The sequence below is a fragment of the Staphylococcus roterodami genome, from assembly GCA_022493055.1.
In the GTDB taxonomy this organism is placed as follows: Bacteria; Bacillota; Bacilli; order Staphylococcales; family Staphylococcaceae; genus Staphylococcus; species Staphylococcus singaporensis.
In genome coordinates this window covers 1341884-1361901 of the sequence record CP092781.1, presented here as the reverse complement: position 1 = coordinate 1361901, position 20018 = coordinate 1341884, and the positions used below count along the sequence as shown (strand labels likewise).

Sequence of the window (20018 nt, the reverse complement as noted above, 5' to 3'; positions counted from 1 at the left end):
ATGGCAACAACAGAAACTGATAGGCAATCACTCGTCGATCAACAACTTGTCCAAAGACATTTATCATCGAGAACGATTAAAAATAAAGTATTCAAATTTATATTTTTAGCTTGTACATTGTTAGGACTTATTGTTCTTGTGGCATTGTTAACTCAAACATTGATTAAAGGGGCAAGTCATTTAAATTTACAATTTTTCACTAACTTTTCTTCTTCAACACCTTCCATGGCTGGTATTAAAGGCGCATTAATCGGTTCACTTTGGTTAATGTTAAGTATTATTCCACTGTCAATCATTTTAGGAATAGGCACGGCAATATACTTAGAAGAATATGCGAAAAACAACAAATTTACTCAATTTATCAAAATCAGTATTTCAAATTTAGCCGGCGTACCATCAGTCGTGTTTGGTTTACTTGGTTACACTTTGTTTGTAGGTGGTGCTAGTATCGAAGCTTTAAAAATGGGCAACAGTATATTGGCTGCAGCACTTACAATGACTTTACTGATTTTGCCAATCATCATTGTTTCAAGTCAAGAAGCGATTAGAGCAGTGCCCAATTCTGTTCGTGAAGCATCATATGGTTTAGGTGCGAACAAGTGGCAAACAATAAGACGTGTTGTTTTACCAGCTGCATTACCAGGAATATTAACTGGGTTCATTTTGTCTTTATCACGTGCATTAGGGGAAACAGCACCACTTGTACTTATTGGTATACCAACTATTTTATTAGCACTACCAAATAGTATTTTAGATCAATTTTCAGCATTACCTATCCAAATCTTCACGTGGGCTAAAATGCCACAAGAAGAATTCCAAAATGTAGCATCAGCAGGCATTATTGTTTTACTAGTGATCTTAATCTTAATGAATGGTGTTGCGATTATTTTACGTAACAAATTTAGTAAAAAATTCTAATATAAACAATGTATCTCATTTAACCAATGAAAAGGGAGTTTTAAATATGGCGCAAACACTTGCACAAACTAAACAAATATCTCAAAGTCATACGTTTGACAACTCACAAAGTCATCATACAACAGAACCAGATGCCAACTCGCATCCGGTTATTTATTCGACTCAAAATTTAGACTTGTGGTATGGCGATAATCATGCATTGCAAAATATTAATTTAGATATTTATGAAAATGAAATAACTGCAATTATTGGACCATCTGGTTGCGGTAAATCAACATATATTAAAACTTTGAATCGCATGGTTGAGTTAGTACCTTCTGTGAAAACAGCTGGTAAAATATTATATCGAGATCAAGACATTTTTGATCAAAAGTATTCAAAGGAACAATTACGTACTAATGTAGGTATGGTATTTCAACAACCAAATCCATTTCCGAAATCAATATACGATAATATTACTTACGGTCCAAAGATTCACGGTATTAAAAATAAAAAAATTCTTGATGAAATTGTTGAAAAATCTTTACGAGGTGCAGCGATTTGGGATGAATTAAAAGATAGGTTGCACACGAATGCATATAGTTTATCCGGTGGGCAACAACAGCGTGTTTGTATCGCACGTTGTTTAGCAATTGAACCTGAAGTAATTTTAATGGATGAACCGACATCAGCCCTAGATCCAATTTCAACATTAAGAGTAGAAGAATTGGTTCAAGAATTAAAAGAAAACTATACGATTATAATGGTTACACATAATATGCAACAAGCTGCTCGTGTATCGGATAAAACTGCATTTTTCTTAAATGGATATGTCAATGAATATGATGACACAGATAAAATTTTCTCTAATCCATCAAATAAGAAAACAGAAGATTATATTTCAGGAAGGTTTGGTTGATATATAATGACAATTATTAGACAACGGTACCAAGAACAACTTGATGAACTCATTAAAGAATTACGTCGTTTGGGAGCAAATGTCTACGTGAGTATTGAAAATGGTATAAAATCATTAAGTATTGATGATAGAAGCTTTGCGCGACAAACCGTAAAAAATGACAAACATATTAATCAATTAAATTATGATATTAATGAACGAGTGATTATGCTTATTACGAAGCAACAGCCCATTGCGAGTGATTTGCGCATGATGATTTCTTCATTAAAAATCGCTTCAGATTTAGAGAGAATAGGTGATAATGCAGCGAGTATTGCGAATGTTCGCTTGCGTACGAAGATTACTGACGATTATGTATTAACCCGTTTAAAAACAATGGGAAAATTAGCAATGTTAATGTTAAAAGATTTAGACCAAGCATTTAAAAAGAAAGACACAGTATTAATTAGAGAAATTATAGAACGAGATCAAGATATTGATGATTTATATAGCCATATTATTAACGCGACATATCTCATTGATAATGATCCATTTGTTGCAGCTCAAGCCCATTTAGCAGCAAGACATTTAGAACGTATTGGCGATCATATTATTAACATCGCTGAAAGTGTCTATTTTTATTTAACTGGCACACATTATGAACAATAATCTTACCCTGTTTCTATAACACCCTTACAGTAGTATACATTTCTATTATTCATAAACCCTTAAAAAACCAAGATTCTCGCCTCAAAAATTGGGGGAATCTTGGTTTATATATTTGTTCTATAATGTGCTGTGTATCCTAATTGTTACTTTGTTCGATTTCATCTGTTAATTTTTCTACTTCATCCACTAAATCAGAAATATATTGAATTGTAGATTTAAGTGGCTGATCTGTAGTAATGTCAACACCAGCAATGTTTGCAAGTTCTATAGGTGATACACTACCACCTTTTTTCAATGTTTCTAACCAAGCATCAACAGCTGGTTGACCTTCATTTTTAATCTTTTGAGAAACTACAGTACCAATTGTTAAACCAGCAGAATAGGTATAAGAATATAACCCCATATAATAGTGCGGTTGACGCATCCACGTTAATTCAGCACCTTCTGTCATTTCTACTGCATCTCCGAAAAATTGTTTATATACGTTTAGCATAATTTCATTTAAAGTAGGTGCATTTAATGACTCCCCTAGATCTACTTTACGATATACTTCGCGTTGATATGCAGCCTCTAATAAATGGGTTACCATATTGTGATAATATGTTCTAGATAAAATTGAGCCAATAACCCAACGTTTAAATCTTGGATTATCACTTGTATTAAACAAATAATTGGCCATTAACATTTCATTCATTGTAGAAGGCGCTTCAACAAAGTACATTGATGCTTCTGATTCAAGGTATGGTTGATGTTTTTGAGCTAATGTAAAATGACCTGCATGGCCTAATTCGTGTGCTAATACAAATGCTTCAGCCATTTTTCCAGTCCAAGAAATAAACACATAAGAATGAGTAAAGTACGGACTCGCACAAAATGCACCAGTATCTTTACCTTTATTTTGAGCAAAATCAATCCATCGTTGATTGTATGCTTCACGTAACATGTTTGTATAGTCATCACCTAAAACACTTAATGCACCAAAGATATATTTTTTTGAATCTTCAATCGAAATCTCTGGTTCATAATCAGGGTCTACAGAAATTTTTAAATCTTCAAAGCGCATATTATCTAAGCCGTGAATGCGTTGTAAAATTTTAGCATATTTCTGCATAACTGGTGCTAGGTCAGTCATAATGATATCGATTTGACGGTCAAACATATCACGCGTTACTTCTTGGGAATGTAATAAATAATCGATGACCGATTCAAATCCGCGTAAGTCAGCTTCAATTTTTTCTTGTTGCACTTGCATATTATATGTTGACGCAGTGGTATGTTGATATTTTCTAATCGCATCGCTAAACGTTTTAAAACTTTTGCGTCTAAACTCAGGGTCTTTATTATCTTCATAATCATTTTCAAACGTAGCATAGTCGACAGGATACGTTGTACCTTCATGCTCAAATGAATCGAACGAAATATCTAGCATTTTTGTCGTGCCGTATAAATCGTATGGACTATTTAGCGTTGGTGATAAAGTTGCTAATAACTGTTCAACTGACGCAGATAATTGGAATGGCTTTCGTTTAATCAACTGTTTAATATAGTGTTGATATGGACATGATGCTACTAATTGTTGCAGAACTTCTTCTGGGAGTTCAAGTATTTCTGACTCGACAAAAGATAATTGGCTAACAATTTTACCGTATGTAGTAGCTAATTTAGCGCTCAATACTTGTGCCTCTATATTACTAGTATCTACACTTAAACGTAGTTCTGCATAATTACTTAAGCGATCTAATGCGATTAAAATATTTTCTAATTCAGCTAAAGCAACATTAATTTGTTCGATTGAATTTAATGTTGTTACATATGTATGATGAAATTCATTTGCTTGTTGTAATAAGGATTCTATGCTTTCATAGTACTGTTGATCATCTTTAAATAAATCAGTTAAATCCCATGTTTCTGAAACTGGAACATCTTCTCTTAAAGGTAAACCTTGAGACATATAATCACTCCTTTGGTATAATACATTCATTATACATAATTTTAACGCCTGAACGATAATGTTACGATTTCCAAGAAGCAACGTATAATGACTTTTTTCTATAGGGAGAAGTGATTCTACTTAAAACTGACTGACATTGTTTAAGTTTTTAAAAATTTATAATAAAATGTATACAAGGAAAGTATTGAAATAGAAGGAGAATGGTTATGACATTATTCGATATGCCTAATTATTTATGGATCACAACTTTAATAATGATTTTATTAACAATATTCTGTTGCTTAGTTTTAAATAAATGGTTTGTTTCAGCAGTAATAACATTTGTAGTTTTAGGCGTGCTTGCCTTTTTCATTCCAAATTTTCAAGAAATAAAATATCAACCATTGTTAGGATATGCTGCATTTTTAGCCATCATGAGTTTAATAATAAGTTTTCTATTATGGTATTTCACTAGAAATTGGCGTAAAGATAGAAAAGCTCGTAAATTAGAAAAGCAAATTGAAAAATATGGCTATGAAGGTGCCGAACTCCGACGTAAAGATAAAAAATAATTTTCAACAACTATATGCACAAGTTTAAAAAATCCCTTAAGTATTGTTTTAATGGAAACTTTAAGAACGGATTTATTTATTAAAAGTGCTATAGTTGTTTTTATTTTGCTTAAATTTAAGTTTTGATTTCGTATTAAATTGTAGGTTATCAACTCTGGATAAAAATACTCATTTCAAAAATGTTTGTTGTTAAAATAAATGAATTCACTTCAATTTCTTTTTGTATAATACTATAATGAATCGTGGTTCTTTATTTGTAAGTTACAAAAATTTGTGTAATTCTCATATAAATTCAAAATATTATTAACTTACACGAGGAGGGGGACTATTATGTTTATAATAAGGTCTATATTGTACAGACTAATTCAAATGGTAGTTGTTTTATTTGTTATTTCAACACTAACTTTTATTTTGATGAAATTATCTCCAGGAAATCCTGTAGATAAAATACTTCACCTTGATGTGTCACATGTGTCGGCAGAACAAATAAATGCAACTGAAGAAAAATTGGGTTTAAAGAATTCAATCATATCGCAGTGGTGGCAATGGATGCAACAATTGCTTCAATTAAATTTAGGACGTAGTTTCGAAACTAAAGAACCAGTTACACAGTCACTATTTGAGTATGCACCACCAACTTTGCTCATATCTTTTTCAACATTAATTTTGTCATTAGCGATATCGATACCGCTAGGTGTGCTTTCAGCAAGACACTATCACAAACTGACTGATAAAGTGATTAGAACTGTATCAACATTGTCAATTAGCTTGCCCGCGTTTTTCATCGGCATTATTTTATTATTCATTTTCACCAATTTATTAAATATTGATAGTGCCTTATGGAATCAGTTTGTATTACCTGTTTTTACATTGTCATTAGGTATGTGTGCGTATATTATTCGATTAATTCGTTCAAATTTACTTTCGCTATATCAAAGCAATATCGTTAAATCATCACGATTACGCGGTATGAGCGAACGATATATTTTGATGCATGATTTATTGAAACCAACACTTTTACCTATTATTCCATTGTTAGGTATTTCTCTAGGCAGTCTGATTGGCGGTACAGTTGTTATTGAAAATTTATTTGATATACCTGGCATTGGTTACTTATTGATGGATAGTATTAAATCTCGGGATTATCCAATCATACAAGGGTGTGTATTGTTTATAGGATTTTTTGTGGTGTTAATCAATACAATTGCTGACGTACTCACACTATTGTTTGATCCAAAACAACGTTTACATTTTAAAAATCAAAAAAATAATTCGAACGTATCATCTATCTTAGAAAGTGGTGATCAACGTGCTTAGAAGTTTGACTAAAGGTAATTTTACATTTTATTTATTTATCTTTTATTTAATAATTATGATTATTTTGCAATTCTTTGTGAATAGTGCTGATGCCACAAAAGTTAACTTATCGCAAACGTTTGAACCAATAAGTTGGACCCATTTACTAGGAACAGATGACTATGGTCGTGATTTATTTACAAGGGTCATTGTTGGTGCACGATCAACATTATTCATCACAATCTTAACTTTAATTGCTATTGTTATTATTGGCGTAACACTTGGATTACTTGCAGGGTATAAAAAAGGATGGATAGAGCGCATTATATTACGCATTGTTGATATCGGTCTAAGTATACCGGAATTTATTATCATGATAGCATTAGCAAGTTTTTTTCAGCCAAGTATTTGGAATTTAGTTATTGCAATTACAATTATAAAATGGATGAATTATACAAGATTAACAAGAAGTATTGTTAATAGTGAAATTACCAAACCTTACATTAAAATGGCAAAATTATTTCATGTACCAACTAGGGTAATATTATTACGCCACTTAACACCTAAGATAATGCCGTCAATTATCGTTTTGATGGTGGTCGATTTCGGGAAAATCATTTTATACATCAGCTCATTATCATTCATAGGACTAGGTGCACAACCACCGACACCAGAGTGGGGCGCTATGTTGCAACTTGGCAGAGATTTTATTTCGTCACATCCAATTATGCTCATTGCGCCTGCTTCTGTCATTGCTACAACGATTTTAATTTTTAATCTTACTGGCGATGCACTAAGAGATAAATTGTTGAAACAACGGGGTGAATATTATGAGTCTCATTGATATACAAAATTTAATTATCAAGAATCAAAAAGGTAAATCTTTAATAAATGGCATCAATTTGAAAATTTATCAACAAAAGGTTAACGCTTTAATTGGAGAAAGTGGTGCAGGTAAGAGTTTAACGGTAAAAGCTTTGCTGGATTTTTTACCATCTGATTTAAATTGTCAGTATAATCATTATTACTTCAATAATAAAAACGTAAACAACATGCAACAATTTTATGGTCGCACTGTTGGATATATTTCACAAAATTATGCTGAAAGTTTTAATGATCACTCGAAATTAGGAAAACAATTGATTGCAGTTTATCGTGCTCATTTTAAAGTTAGTAAAGAAGCAGCATTATCTCAAATTGATAAAGCATTGTCGTGGGTTAACTTAATTGGCGAAGAAATATTAAAGAAATACAGTTTTCAACTTTCTGGTGGTCAACTTGAACGCGTATATATTGCAAGTGTTTTAATGTTAGAACCTGAGTTAATTATTGCAGATGAACCAGTAGCATCATTAGATGTTATTAACGACTATAAAATTATGGATTTACTTCAACACATTGTAAAAGAACACGGTCAAACATTATTTATAATCACTCATAACTTAAGTCACGTTTTAAAGTATTGTGACTATATTAATGTTATAAAAGACGGTGACATTGTTGAGCGCGGTGACATAAAGCACTTTAAGTACGATACATTACAACCTTATACCGAATTTTTAATTAAATATCGAACACAATTAAAGAGGGATCATAATGATTGAGTTAAAACATGTGACATTTGGCTATAATAAAAGACAAGTAGTGTTAGAAGACATCAATATTAAAATATATGATGGTGAAAATGTCGGCATTTTAGGAGAAAGTGGTAGTGGTAAAAGTACTTTGTCAGCATTGTTATTAGGATTGCTTAAGCCGATTAATGGGAGCATTTATATGAGTGATGATGCTGTATTACCAATTTTCCAACATGCATTAACAAGCTTTAATCCTGATTGGGCAATTGAAGACTCATTAAAAGAAGCGTTAAAATATTATCGTAGGTTAAAAGCCGATGACAATCAACGGGAATTATTATTACAACATTTATCAAACTTTGATTTAGATTCACAACTGTTATCTAACTATCCTAATGAAGTAAGTGGTGGACAATTACAAAGATTTAATGTTATGCGTTCATTATTAGCGCAACCTCGTGTTTTAATATGTGATGAAATCACGTCAAATCTAGATGTTATAGCTGAGCAAAACGTAATAAGCATTTTAAAAGAGCAAACCATTGCGAATTTAAATCATTTAGTTGTCATATCACATGACTTATCGGTACTACAACGCTTAGTTAATCGAATTATTGTAATTAAGGATGGTGCAATCGTTGATGATTTTGAAACGGTTGAATTATTCAATTCAGATAGACATCCTTATACAAAAGAATTAACACAAGCATTTACATTTTAAAAGTATAAGTATGCAATATTCATATGATATATTAAAATAAAGATAAATCGTTAATCTTAATATAAGTGTATATTACCTTTATTTTCGCTTAAATAAAGAATATTTAAAAGGAGTGTCATAATGGGACTACTTGATATTGCAAGTATACGTTCTATAGAAAGAGGCTTTAGTTATTATCAAAGTAAATGTGTCATTAACTTAAAATCATATTCTGAAACTCAATTTGAGGCTGAAGTAAAAGGTAGTGGTAGCAATGTATATCGTTGCTATATTGATATGGAACATCCTAGAAAATCCAAATGCAATTGTCCTCATGCTGATGGAAGACGCGTGATATGTAAACATTTAATTGCATTATTATTTACAGCTAGTCCAGAAGAAGCAAATAAACATATAATCATGTTAAACGAAGTTGAAGAAGACTATCACTTACGTAAAAATATGTGGATTGATTCTCTTAAAGAAATGGTTAATGATATGAGTGTAGAAGAACTTCGCGATGCATATTTAAATATGCTAATTGAACATGGAGAAATGGCAGAGTTGTTTGGATTAGACGAAGAAGAAGAATTATTTGAAGATGAAGACGAATTCTATTAAAAATATACCCCCTATTAAATGATAATGATTATCAATTGATAGGGGGGAAGTTTTTATACATATAAATTTAATGAACTGCAAATAGCTTGGGCATGACTATCTATATGTGTTACATGATCCAATTTCAATATTGTATGTGTATAATCTTCTGATGGCCCTACAATATAGCCATTAGTAGCATATTGTAGCATGATAATATCATTGTGATCATTACCAAATGCTATATATTCAACATCTTTACCATATATGTATTGTAGTGCTGTATATTTATTAATATTTTGGGCTGTAATATCAATGTTAAACTCATTTGAATGATGAATGATTTCTAGTTCTTGATGATACTTATTTAGTTCATTTAAAATGCTTGTAATTTGTGGTGGTTCTATATTTAATAAAATAATTTTAATTGGTGTGTCAATATTTGCAACATTAGTACAACTAGCCAGCTTATGTGGATCTAAGCGCTCAAAAATCGCGTTCTCAGCGTCTAATTTAGCAGCATAATTCCAATCATCATCGATAATATAATCTAATTCATATTTTTGTATTATTCGTAAGATATGATGATATGTATAAGCTTGAATTGGCTTGATAACTGAAATATTTGATTGCTGTGAAATCATAGCGCCATTTGCGCCAATTAATGTATGTTGATGAAAGACTTCTGGTAAAACTGGTAACAAATCACGAATCGGTCGTGCAGATGCAAATATAAGTTCATGACCAGCATTTTGTAATTGTAACAATGCATCAATGATTGATGAATCAATTGATTTACCATTAAAACAAAGTGTACCATCAATATCAAATACAAATTTCATCAAATCACTCCAAACATTAGAATAATATGATTATAGCATATGTAAGTAAATGATAATGTAGGGCACCTTTTGCATTAGATATATAACTTCCTATAATATATATTATGTAAACTAAAATATGAAATTCCATAAGGGGACTTATACAACTTCGAGTTTCTCTTCAATTCACTCATATATTAGTATTGTCTTCAAACGTTTATTTTACTAATTTCCAAACAAGAATTTATCGTTTGTTTATGACCATGTTTGCTATATAGCTTTAATCATCAATGAAATTATTTACTTTTTTGTACGCGAGTTTAGAATTTGTAATTGCTAATCAATTTGTTAATGTAAATTCATTGGAATAACATCAAATAATAATTGAAGTATCAAACCATGATATGTTTAATTATACAATCACAATTAATACTTATTAAGTGAATTGCGTCCATATATGTTGCACAACGCATATAAACTTATCGTAATTTTTCTTTAATTTCGCTAAAAAACATATAAAAAAGAGCCTATAGTATCAATAACTATAAGCCCTAACATCATTTATATCTATTTCTTTAATTTTTTACGTAATTTATCCAATGTTGTGAACAACCAATATTTCACTTTATGAATTGGTTTGTAGAAATCCCCTATTAATTCTTCGATTTGTACATTAAATCCACGTTTAAAGCGGTATACGCCATAATCTTCACTGTTTTCTGTGAAATCACCTGATAAACCATAGAAATTATAACGATCATAACCATTATCGAAGCAATAATTAATCATAAACCAATGCATCATGTATGGTCCCATAAATTGATTATATTTTTCTGATGAACCTCCAGAGAAATAATTCACTTCATATGCATTTGCAAAATAAACGCCAGAAGCAAGATTTAGAATTGGACCGTCCGTTTTGCTCAATTCACTCGCATTCAATAACTCATGCTGATCATGATCAATTTGCTTATCTAATTCTGCAATTTTCTTCATTTGTTTATCTGATTTGTTTTCTTTCGCCATCATTTGATCACGACGATTTTCTTTGTCATTCAATTCATGTTGTAACTTCAACACATATTCATCAAGGTCAATATACGCTAATGGTACTAATACTTTATCTCCATATGTGTCAATAAAGTTATAAAAATAATCATCTGTTTTTGATACAAAGCCAGCACGTTCTTCAGTTTCACGATATAAATCTAGGAAAAGCTTGAATTCATCACGCTCAAGGAATCTTACTTTAACACCATAATTTATCGCTTTATTAATATTACGTTTACGTTGACTATCAAATGTCTTTTTCAATGTTTCAGGTGTTTTACCTTCAAGGTTTAATACACCCATCCATCTTACTTGGCTTGACGTATCATATTCGGTTGTAAAGCCATGATGCTCGTAACCATGCGATTTAAACAAGTTAACTAAGGCATCATTTTTCTCGCGACCTTCAAATGGCACGATATCTTTATCATATAGATGATATAACCAATATGGATCTAATTTAACATATAAACATTGATGTTGTTGTAAGTATTTGTCTAATTCCTTAAGATAATAATCAACCAATCCTAAGTCTGAAAAATCCATCACTGGACCACGATTAGAATAATAAACATAGCTTCCCATTGTTGGAATTTTAGAGAAAAGGCTTGCTGCAATTACTTTGTTATTGTCGTCTTTAATACCTAACAAAACAACTTCAAAGCCATCATTTTCACGGGTAACAATATTTTCTTTTACTTGGAAATAATGACTTTCCAACGATGGATTTTGTACAAAGTTGTCATACTCAGTAACAGTTAACTCTGTAAATTTCATGTTTTAATAATTCCTTTCCTAAAAAATTCTATCTTTAACTTTTTTAAGTGCAGTATATGCTGCATATACAGGTTTATTAATTGGTTTAATAAAGTCACCAACATATTCAATAATTTCAGCATTGTAACCTTTTTTAAATTTAACTACACCAGCATCTTCAGCATCTTCTGTAAATTTACCACTAACACCATAGAAATTATAACGGTCAATACCATGATTTAAAGCATAATTAATCATTTCCCATTGCACTGCATAACTTCCGGCAAAATGTCGGAAAGCATTTGATGTACCACCAGCATAATAAACAACTTCAAATGGATTGATAAAGAAGAAACCAGCAGAGATAGGTAATTCATTACCATGTTCTTCTTTTAGACGCTTGCCTTCTTCAATCTTTTGCTCATTAGCATCAAGTTGTTGTTGTAAGTTATCTCGCTTGTTGTGTGCTTTTTTATTTTCAGGACGTTTTTCAATATCCTTTAACGCTTTATTTAAATCTTTATTTAAAATATCACGCTCTTCGTTTAGTTCTTTAATATATTCATCAAAATTGATATACGCTAAAGGTACTAACACACGGTCTTTGTAGTATTTTAAGCGATTGTAGTAAAATTTGTCATCACGATCAGCAAAAGCTTTTGATTCTGACGTATCTTCCATAAATGATCTAAAAATTGGTAGTTCTTCTTCAGATAAAAATCTTACTTTAACACCATTCTTTTTAACTTTTTTCGTGTTTCTTTTTCTAAGTCCATCCATATTTTTAATGATGTCGTCAGCTGATTTATCTTTTAAATCTAACACTGAGTGATAACGAATTTGTAGCACAGGATCAAAACCTTTATGGAATCCAGTATGTTCAAATCCTAAGTTACTCATTTTATCGTAGAACCAATCATTACCAGCATTACCTGTAATCTCACCATCATGATTCAAGTATTGATATGGTAAATATGGATCGATATGTAAGTATAGACAACGATGTTTTTTAACATATTTTGATAATTCATTAAAGAAAAAGTGTACAAGTTCTTGATTCTCATAATCAATCACTGGTCCGCGATTTGAATAAAAATACTTAAACATTTTCATAACAGGTACAGCAGTAAGTAAGCAAGCTGCAATGACCTCGTTATTATTGTTTTTTATTCCCACTAAATGTGTTTCATAACCTTCAGCAAGCTTTAACTCATAGTGGCCAACAGTTTGCGTGAAATGACTGTATGGCATGCTATCCGTAAAGGCACCAAACTCTTTAGCTGTTAAATTTGTAAACTTCATTATCATTACTCCTATTTGTCTCTCGTTAATTTCATTTCCTTATTCGCAGCATTTTATCTTTCGCCCTCTGCAAATGTCAAAAATAATAAATCTAATCTAAATAAGTATACAATAGTTAATGTTAAAACTAAAACATAAACGCATTAATTGTGTATACTTTTATGGTTAAATTTAGATTTTTGCATACAGTTCCAAAAAAAGTAATATGAACGTTTGGATTTGCCCATATTACTTTTGAAAAGTTGCTATTCAGTTTTATAATTTACCGTTTTATATGACTTTTAAACAGCATTAAGCTATTTTATATTAAATTAATGAATCTTAATTGTTCAAGGCGTGTTTGATAGATTGTAAATATTCAATGATTTCTTCACGCGTGTTAGCTTTAAATCGCTTAACGATTTCACTACCAATAACGATACCATCTGCAACCTCTTTTATATCTGCAACATGTTGTGGTGTTCTTATACCAAATCCTGCGACTACTGGCACATTGGCTATCGCTTTAATTGATTCGATTTTTCGTTTTAATTCTGGATGAAAGGCACCGTTTTGTCCTGTCGTCGCATTCATCGTCACAGTATAAATAAATCCTTCCGCATGAGATACGATATCTTTTATACGTTCGTCATCTGTAGTCATAGCAACTAACGATATGATTTTGACATCATAGTGACTAAATTGTTGTTTTAAACGCTGTGATAATTCGTATGGTAAATCTGGAATGATTAAACCATAAACTCCTGTATCTCGACATCTTTCAAAAAATGCTTGCTCTCCATAATGACAAATAATATTATAATACGTCATTAATACATACTGACACTTAATTTGATTACCATGTTTTTCTAATTGATTGAAAATATAATCTATCGTGATGCCTTGTTTAATCGCTTGTTGTCCTGCTTCCATGATAACTGGACCATCAGCAACGGGATCTGAGAATGGCACACCTATTTCAATAATATCGGCACCATTTTCGCTTAATATTTTTGCATTTTCAATAAAATCTTTATCCCCCATAATATAAGGTATAAATAATTTAGTCATTTTCAACACCTCGCTCTGTCATATATTGTCTAATCGTCTCCATATCTTTATCTCCACGACCTGAGATGGTAACAACAATAATATCTTCTTTCGACATAGTTGGTGCTAGTCTTTCTACATAACTCAGTGCGTGTGCACTTTCAATTGCTGGAATAATCCCTTCATTTTTAGTGAAATTAATTAAAGCATCCATCGCTTGTTTGTCACTTGCATTTTCAAAAGTTACTCTACCAATATCGTGGTAATAAGAATGTTCAGGCCCAATACCAGGATAATCAAGTCCTGCTGAAATAGAATGTGCTAGTTGCACTTGCCCACCTTCATCTTTAATTAAATACATTTTAGTACCATGTAATACGCCAGGTGAGCCTTTGCCAATTGCAAGTGCATGTTTATCAGTATCCTCTCCTTGACCTGCAGCTTCAATACCATATAATGCAACATCATCTTTAATAAATGGATAAAAAGTTCCAATTGCATTTGAACCACCGCCAATACATGCTACAATTGCATCCGGAAGTCGCCCTTCTTTCTTCAATATCTGTGATTTTATTTCTTTACCAATGACACTTTGAAAATCTCTGACAATTGTTGGGAATGGGTCTGGACCTAATGCAGAACCCAATAAATAATGTGTATCATCTACATGACTCACCCAATATTGTAAAGCTTTATTCACTGCATCCGATAATGTCCCTTGACCATCTTCAACAGCAACAACTTTTGCACCAAGTAATTCCATTCTAAATACATTGAGTTGTTGTCGTTTAATATCTTCGCTTCCCATAAAGACAACAAGTTCCATATCAAATAATGCAGCAACCGTAGCACTAGCTACACCATGTTGACCCGCACCTGTTTCAGCAACAAGCTTCTTCTTGCCCATACGTTTCGCAAGTAATGCTTGTCCCAATGCATTATTAATTTTATGTGCGCCTGTATGATTTAAATCCTCACGTTTCAAATATATTTTAGCGCCACCTAAGCTTTTAGTATATGATGCAGCGTAAGTAAGCGGTGTCTCGCGCCCTACATACTCTGATAAATAATATTCTAGTTCCCTTTGAAACTCTGGATCTTCTTTTGCTTTTTTATAAGCCCTTTTTAATTCAATAATTGCTGGCATTAACGTTTCAGGTACGTATTGCCCTCCGTATTCACCAAAGAAACCTAATTCATCTACTTCTGTTTGTATTTGTTTATTCATTTTCCCTTTCTCCTTTCACAATATTTACTATTGCTGTCATTTTGGCTATATCTTTTCGCCCATTTACTTCTATACCTGATGCAAGATCATAACCTTGATGTGATAATTTAAGTTGATTAACTGTTTGAATATTTTCAGAGTTAATGCCTCCTGCAATTAAATAAGGTATGTCTTTGATGTGCTTCAAAATAGTCCAGTCATACGTTTGACCCGTACCACCATACGATACTGAAGGTGTGTCGATAATAAATAAATCTACGAAACCTTTATATTTATTTATGTTTTGGATTATGTTTACATCTGCAGGTAAAGCTTTAATGATTTTAATGCTTGGATACTTCTTTTTAATTTCTTTTATAAAATCAATAGATTCTGTGCCGTGTAACTGAATTGTATTAATTGACGTATTGATTAATACCTGCTCAATTGTTGTTAAATCAGGATTTACCATGACACATACTTTATCGATATAGTCTGGCACAACAGACGCTAACTTTTTTATTTGGGTAATTGTTTGATGCCTTTTGCTTTTTTCATAATGGATGAAACCTATCGCATCAATAGTTAGTTGACTTGCCGCTATAACATCCTCAATTGATGTAAAGCCACAGAATTTCAATTTCATCATGATTTCACCTTTTGCATTTTTAGTTGTGGTAAAAATTCAGATAGGTTATCGCAACGCATAAGCGCCTCACCTATTAGTAAGCCATCGATACCACTATGCAAGATTTTTCTTACATCAGAGGTATCATGAATACCGCTTTCTGAAATATAATAATGATTCGGCTGTTTATTTTCTAAAATAATATTTGTATGTGTGACATCAGTTACAAAATGTTTTAAGTCTCTATTATTAACACCAATTAATTTAGGATTAATCTTATGAGCACGTTCTAATTCTTCACGATCATGAACTTCCACTAATACTTCTAAATTTTGGGAAGTAGCGTATTCGTATAACTCTCTCAATTGTTTATCCGATAAGATATTAACGATAAGTAAAATCATAGATGCGCCAGCTTGTTTAGCAACGTCAATCTGAAGCGGATCTATAATAAAGTCTTTACATAATACTGGAAGTGTCGTTTTTGTTGTTAATTCTTGTAAACGTTCAAAACTCCCTCCAAAGTACTTTTCATCTGTTAAAATTGAAACTGCATTTGCCCCGTACTGTTCATAATCAGAAATTTGTTGCGATAAATCTCGTTCGGGTAAATCATTTACTGTGGGACTCTTTGATTTAATTTCTGCAATAATTGCTAACTTTGGTTCCTGTTCAATTGCACCTATAAAAGATTTTTTATTCTGAATGTTCACACTTTTTAAGGTGTTAAGCTTGTCTTGGTAATAGCCATTTTGTAAAAGTGACTGTTTATATTCAACAATTTCTTCTAAAATTGTCATGTTATTCACCTCTCATTTGATGGTATTTCTTCAAAGCTACACCATTATCTATCAAAGTGCTTGCGAGTTCTATGCCTTCTGCGATGGTATCCACTTTCTCTGCAACATATAGGCTTAAACCTGCATTTAGTACGACAACATCACGACGACTTGACTGATCTTTACCATTCAAGATATTAAGTGAGATTGCTAAATTTTCTTCAGGTGAACCGCCTTTAAAATCGCTATTCGGCGCATATTTCAAACCATAATCAGTCGCATTTAATGTGTAGTTTTTGATTTCTCCATCTTCAGTCAATTCATATATTAAATTATCGCCAGACAATGTTGCTTCATCCATCCCATTTGCGCCATGTAATACTATCGCACGTCGTCTTCCTAAGTCTTTAATCGTTTTAGCAACTAACTTTAACTTTGTAGGATCAAAGACGCCTACCATTTGATACGTTAAGTGATATGGATTAATTAATGGACCCACAAGGTTTAATATTGTAGGCTTTCCAATCATTTTTCTAACTGGTTGCATATACTTCATGATTGGATATGATTCAGTTGCTCCAATAAATACAAGATTTTTTTCATCTAATTGTTTTGGCGTATCGTCCACACTTGTTGTGGAAATTCGCATTTGATTTAACAAATCTGTACTGCCCGAATTTGACGTAATACTTCTATTACCATGTTTAATTATTTTTACACCTGCACTTGCCACAACGAATGCAACAGTTGTCGAGATATTAAAGCTATTTGATTTATCTCCACCTGTACCACAAACACACATACTACCTTCATAACAAGGTTGATGTGGATACATCGTATTAATTAAACTTCTTACGATATATGTTAATTCTTGTTGTTGAATTTCTCGTTCTGAATAATTACTTAGCAATTCATATTTTATATCCGTTCCAATACTAGGTGAAATAAGTATTTCAATTAGCTCCTTAATATCACTTTCGTGTAATATCGATTCAGTTTTTATTCTTGTTAGTAACGACATAATCATCGCCCTCCTTTTACAGAATTAATAAAATTTGTAATTATTTTGACACCATAGTCTGTAGCAAATGATTCAGGATGATACTGAATACCATAATGTGGTCGTTCATTATGTTCAAATGACTGTATACAATCTTCGGTACGTCCAGTAATTTTCAATTCTTCTGGAAAATTATCAGGATTACTTATTAATGAATGGTATCTCATAATCGAAAATTGTTCTGGTACACCTTCGTATAACAAACTATTATTTTCAGTTTTAATAATAAAAGTATCAACTTTTCCGTGCATAACCTTATTACCTTTAATGACTTCTCCGCCGTAATAACATGTAAGTGCTTGAGCACCTAAACATATCCCTAAAATTGGCTTCTGCTGATATGTTTCTATAATTTTCATCAACTGTTGATCATCTAATGGATGCCCTGGACCTGGTGAAATTATAATTGCATCTACTGTTTGTTTTAAGACATCAGTTTCGTCAGGATACTTTACAATGACATCAGTATATTGGGCGACAATGTCAACTAAGTTATAAGTAAATGAATCATAATTATCTATAACTAAAATCATGGTTGTACCTCCAATAAACTTTTTGCTTTCAATTTCGTTTCTTCCAATTCTTTTTCAGGAATGGAATCATATACAACACCACAACCAGCCTCTACATTTACAAATTGATCATTAATCATCATTGTACGAATTGCTAAAGCAAAGTCTAAGTTGTGATTACAATTGATATAGCCAACGCCGCCACTATAAACACCACGCTTAAATGGATATTGTTCATATATTCTTTCAATTGCACGTAATTTTGGTGCACCCGAAACTGTACCAGTTGGTAATAAATTGGCAATGACCGTCATTGGTGATAAATTAGGCTTTATTTTACCAGTGACTTCACTAACTATGTGCATGACATGTTCGTACTTTTCAATGACCATTAATTTAGTAATTTTTGACGTACCGATTTTACTTACTCTATGAATATCATTGCGACCTAAATCAACAAGCATGCGATGTTCACTACATTCTTTGGGATCATTAAGTAGTTGTTGCATATTTTCATTATCTTGTTGCGTTGTTTTCCCACGTTGAATTGTTCCAGCAATTGGGTTCGTTGTTACGATTTGATCTTTGACACTGACAAAGCTTTCTGGAGAACTTCCAACAATATAAGGTTTATCGATATTGAGATAATACATATACGGACTTGGATTTTGGCGTTTTAAATTTTGGTACAGTTGAAATGACAGTTGATTTAAATTATTGCTCGCATGATGTTTGTAACTATATATTCTTGAAGGCACAACTTGGAACATATCACCTTCTGTTATTTTTTCTTTAAAATATTTAATCATTTCGATAAATCTTGATTCTGAAATATTTGATTGAATTTGTTTGTCTTTAAAATCAAAATCATGTGTAGGTGTAAACGGCTGAATCTTCGTTAAATCATTAATAGATTTATTTACACGCGCTTTTAATTCAGACTTTGTTGCATTTGAAAACTGATTTGTCGCGATGATATATAAATCATCTTTGTAATGGTCGAATACGTAAACATGTTCCACCATATATAGCCGTACATCATGTTGAACGTGATCTTCTAATTGTATTGATTGTAATTTTGGAAATTCATGACGTACCAAGTCAAAGCTACATGTTCCCACATATCCAGAAATAAATGGCAATGCCCTAAGTGCGTCATCATTAATGTCATGATAATCTTCGTTTATTTTAGTTGTTAAATACTGGTATGGATTTTCAGTAATTTTGTTTGTTCCTTTTATTGTATTTATTGATAAAGTATTATTATCTAATGTTAATGTGCCAAAAATATCAAATATGACTATAGAATATCTCCCTTTAGTTTGTTGCTGATTTGTACTTTCGAGTATTATTTTCTTCGAATGAAGTTGTGCCAATACTTCAGGCGTTACATTAGCTTTAATTTTTTTATAAAATATGTCCATTCTCTTCATTACACTCCTTTCAAAAAAAACGCCAACATCCTTAATAAATAAAGGACGCTGACGCGTGGTACCACCTAAATTAACCGAATATTCGAAATATTCAAAGCTCACTCTTATTTTATTTAATTTTTCTCTTACAAACAAAACCCAATTTCATTAATATCGGTGTTAGTTCACATCGACCACTAACTTTCTGTTGCTACCATATAATTAACTACTACATTTTGTTCAAATAAAAAGACACCACTATAACGCGAAATTCTGTAAGGACGCGTTACCGTGGTGCCACCTTAGTTAACATAATTAATGTT

At 31.8% G+C, this 20018-nt stretch carries 20 protein-coding genes; 9 read left to right on the top strand and 11 right to left on the bottom strand.

What is annotated here, in order from left to right; translation table 11 throughout:
• The 3 genes from pstA to phoU are packed head-to-tail and all read left to right on the top strand — an operon-like array spanning nucleotide 1 to nucleotide 2464.
• Entirely contained in the window at nucleotides 1–918 is a 918-nt protein-coding gene (gene pstA, locus ML436_06685) for a phosphate ABC transporter permease PstA (protein UMT79406.1), read from the top strand.
• 46 nt (nucleotides 919–964) lie between these two features.
• The gene (pstB, locus tag ML436_06680) at nucleotides 965–1816 is read left to right on the top strand and encodes a phosphate ABC transporter ATP-binding protein PstB (protein ID UMT79405.1); all 852 of its coding nucleotides are present in this window, start codon (nucleotides 965–967) and stop codon (nucleotides 1814–1816) included.
• A 6-nt stretch (nucleotides 1817–1822) separates the two neighbouring features.
• Nucleotides 1823–2464: a phosphate signaling complex protein PhoU gene (gene phoU / locus ML436_06675; GenBank protein ID UMT79404.1), complete on the top strand. Its 642-nt coding sequence runs from the start codon at nucleotides 1823–1825 to the stop codon at nucleotides 2462–2464.
• Between the two features lie 136 nt (nucleotides 2465–2600).
• Here phoU and pepF read toward each other — a convergent pair whose 3' ends face one another.
• Nucleotides 2601–4415 carry an oligoendopeptidase F gene (gene pepF / locus ML436_06670; GenBank protein UMT79403.1) on the bottom strand — a complete coding sequence of 605 codons (1815 nt, stop codon included), beginning with the start codon at nucleotides 4413–4415 and terminating at the stop codon, nucleotides 2601–2603.
• A gap of 206 nt (nucleotides 4416–4621) precedes the next feature.
• Between pepF and ML436_06665 the strand changes: the two genes are divergently transcribed.
• From ML436_06665 to ML436_06640, 6 genes are all read left to right on the top strand, one after another.
• Entirely contained in the window at nucleotides 4622–4966 is a 345-nt protein-coding gene (locus ML436_06665) for a hypothetical protein (protein ID UMT79402.1), read from the top strand.
• 330 nt (nucleotides 4967–5296) lie between these two features.
• Complete coding sequence (locus ML436_06660; GenBank protein UMT79401.1) at nucleotides 5297–6283, top strand: ABC transporter permease; 987 nt, start codon at nucleotides 5297–5299, stop codon at nucleotides 6281–6283.
• Nucleotides 6276–7106, top strand: a complete 831-nt coding sequence (locus ML436_06655; GenBank protein UMT79400.1) for an ABC transporter permease — start codon at nucleotides 6276–6278, stop codon at nucleotides 7104–7106. Before ML436_06660 ends, ML436_06655 begins: the two co-directional genes overlap by 8 nt.
• Nucleotides 7093–7866 carry an ABC transporter ATP-binding protein gene (locus tag ML436_06650; GenBank protein UMT79399.1) on the top strand — a complete coding sequence of 258 codons (774 nt, stop codon included), beginning with the start codon at nucleotides 7093–7095 and terminating at the stop codon, nucleotides 7864–7866. The genes ML436_06655 and ML436_06650 overlap by 14 nt, the downstream gene beginning before the upstream one ends.
• The gene (locus ML436_06645) at nucleotides 7859–8560 is read left to right on the top strand and encodes an ATP-binding cassette domain-containing protein (protein ID UMT79398.1); all 702 of its coding nucleotides are present in this window, start codon (nucleotides 7859–7861) and stop codon (nucleotides 8558–8560) included. The genes ML436_06650 and ML436_06645 overlap by 8 nt, the downstream gene beginning before the upstream one ends.
• A 120-nt stretch (nucleotides 8561–8680) precedes the next feature.
• Nucleotides 8681–9160: an SWIM zinc finger domain-containing protein gene (locus tag ML436_06640; protein UMT79397.1), complete on the top strand. Its 480-nt coding sequence runs from the start codon at nucleotides 8681–8683 to the stop codon at nucleotides 9158–9160.
• 53 nt (nucleotides 9161–9213) lie between these two features.
• Here the strand turns inward: ML436_06640 and ML436_06635 are convergent, their stop codons facing one another.
• From ML436_06635 to ML436_06590, 10 genes are all read right to left on the bottom strand, one after another.
• Nucleotides 9214–9981, bottom strand: coding sequence for a Cof-type HAD-IIB family hydrolase (locus ML436_06635; GenBank protein UMT79396.1), 768 nt, complete (start codon nucleotides 9979–9981; stop codon nucleotides 9214–9216).
• Nucleotides 9982–10527: 546 nt separating this feature from the next.
• Entirely contained in the window at nucleotides 10528–11787 is a 1260-nt protein-coding gene (gene femB, locus ML436_06630; GenBank protein ID UMT79395.1) for a glycine glycyltransferase FemB, read from the bottom strand.
• 18 nt (nucleotides 11788–11805) lie between these two features.
• Nucleotides 11806–13068 (bottom strand): glycine glycyltransferase FemA, encoded by a 1263-nt coding sequence (gene femA, locus ML436_06625; GenBank protein UMT79394.1) that lies wholly within the window; start codon nucleotides 13066–13068, stop codon nucleotides 11806–11808.
• A gap of 321 nt (nucleotides 13069–13389) precedes the next feature.
• Nucleotides 13390–14118, bottom strand: a complete 729-nt coding sequence (gene trpA / locus ML436_06620; GenBank protein UMT79393.1) for a tryptophan synthase subunit alpha — start codon at nucleotides 14116–14118, stop codon at nucleotides 13390–13392.
• Complete coding sequence (gene trpB / locus ML436_06615; protein UMT79392.1) at nucleotides 14111–15325, bottom strand: tryptophan synthase subunit beta; 1215 nt, start codon at nucleotides 15323–15325, stop codon at nucleotides 14111–14113. The genes trpA and trpB overlap by 8 nt, the downstream gene beginning before the upstream one ends.
• Nucleotides 15318–15950, bottom strand: a complete 633-nt coding sequence (locus tag ML436_06610) for a phosphoribosylanthranilate isomerase (protein UMT79391.1) — start codon at nucleotides 15948–15950, stop codon at nucleotides 15318–15320. Before ML436_06610 ends, trpB begins: the two co-directional genes overlap by 8 nt.
• A complete protein-coding gene (gene trpC / locus ML436_06605) occupies nucleotides 15950–16732 on the bottom strand; it encodes an indole-3-glycerol phosphate synthase TrpC (protein ID UMT79390.1) in 783 nt (260 codons plus the stop codon). Before trpC ends, ML436_06610 begins: the two co-directional genes overlap by 1 nt.
• Before the next feature lies 1 nt (nucleotide 16733).
• Nucleotides 16734–17732, bottom strand: a complete 999-nt coding sequence (gene trpD, locus ML436_06600) for an anthranilate phosphoribosyltransferase (protein UMT79389.1) — start codon at nucleotides 17730–17732, stop codon at nucleotides 16734–16736.
• A 2-nt stretch (nucleotides 17733–17734) separates the two neighbouring features.
• Nucleotides 17735–18304 (bottom strand): aminodeoxychorismate/anthranilate synthase component II, encoded by a 570-nt coding sequence (locus ML436_06595; protein UMT79388.1) that lies wholly within the window; start codon nucleotides 18302–18304, stop codon nucleotides 17735–17737.
• Nucleotides 18301–19707, bottom strand: a complete 1407-nt coding sequence (locus tag ML436_06590) for an anthranilate synthase component I (protein UMT79387.1) — start codon at nucleotides 19705–19707, stop codon at nucleotides 18301–18303. The genes ML436_06595 and ML436_06590 overlap by 4 nt, the downstream gene beginning before the upstream one ends.
• Nucleotides 19708–20018: the final 311 nt, after the last annotated feature.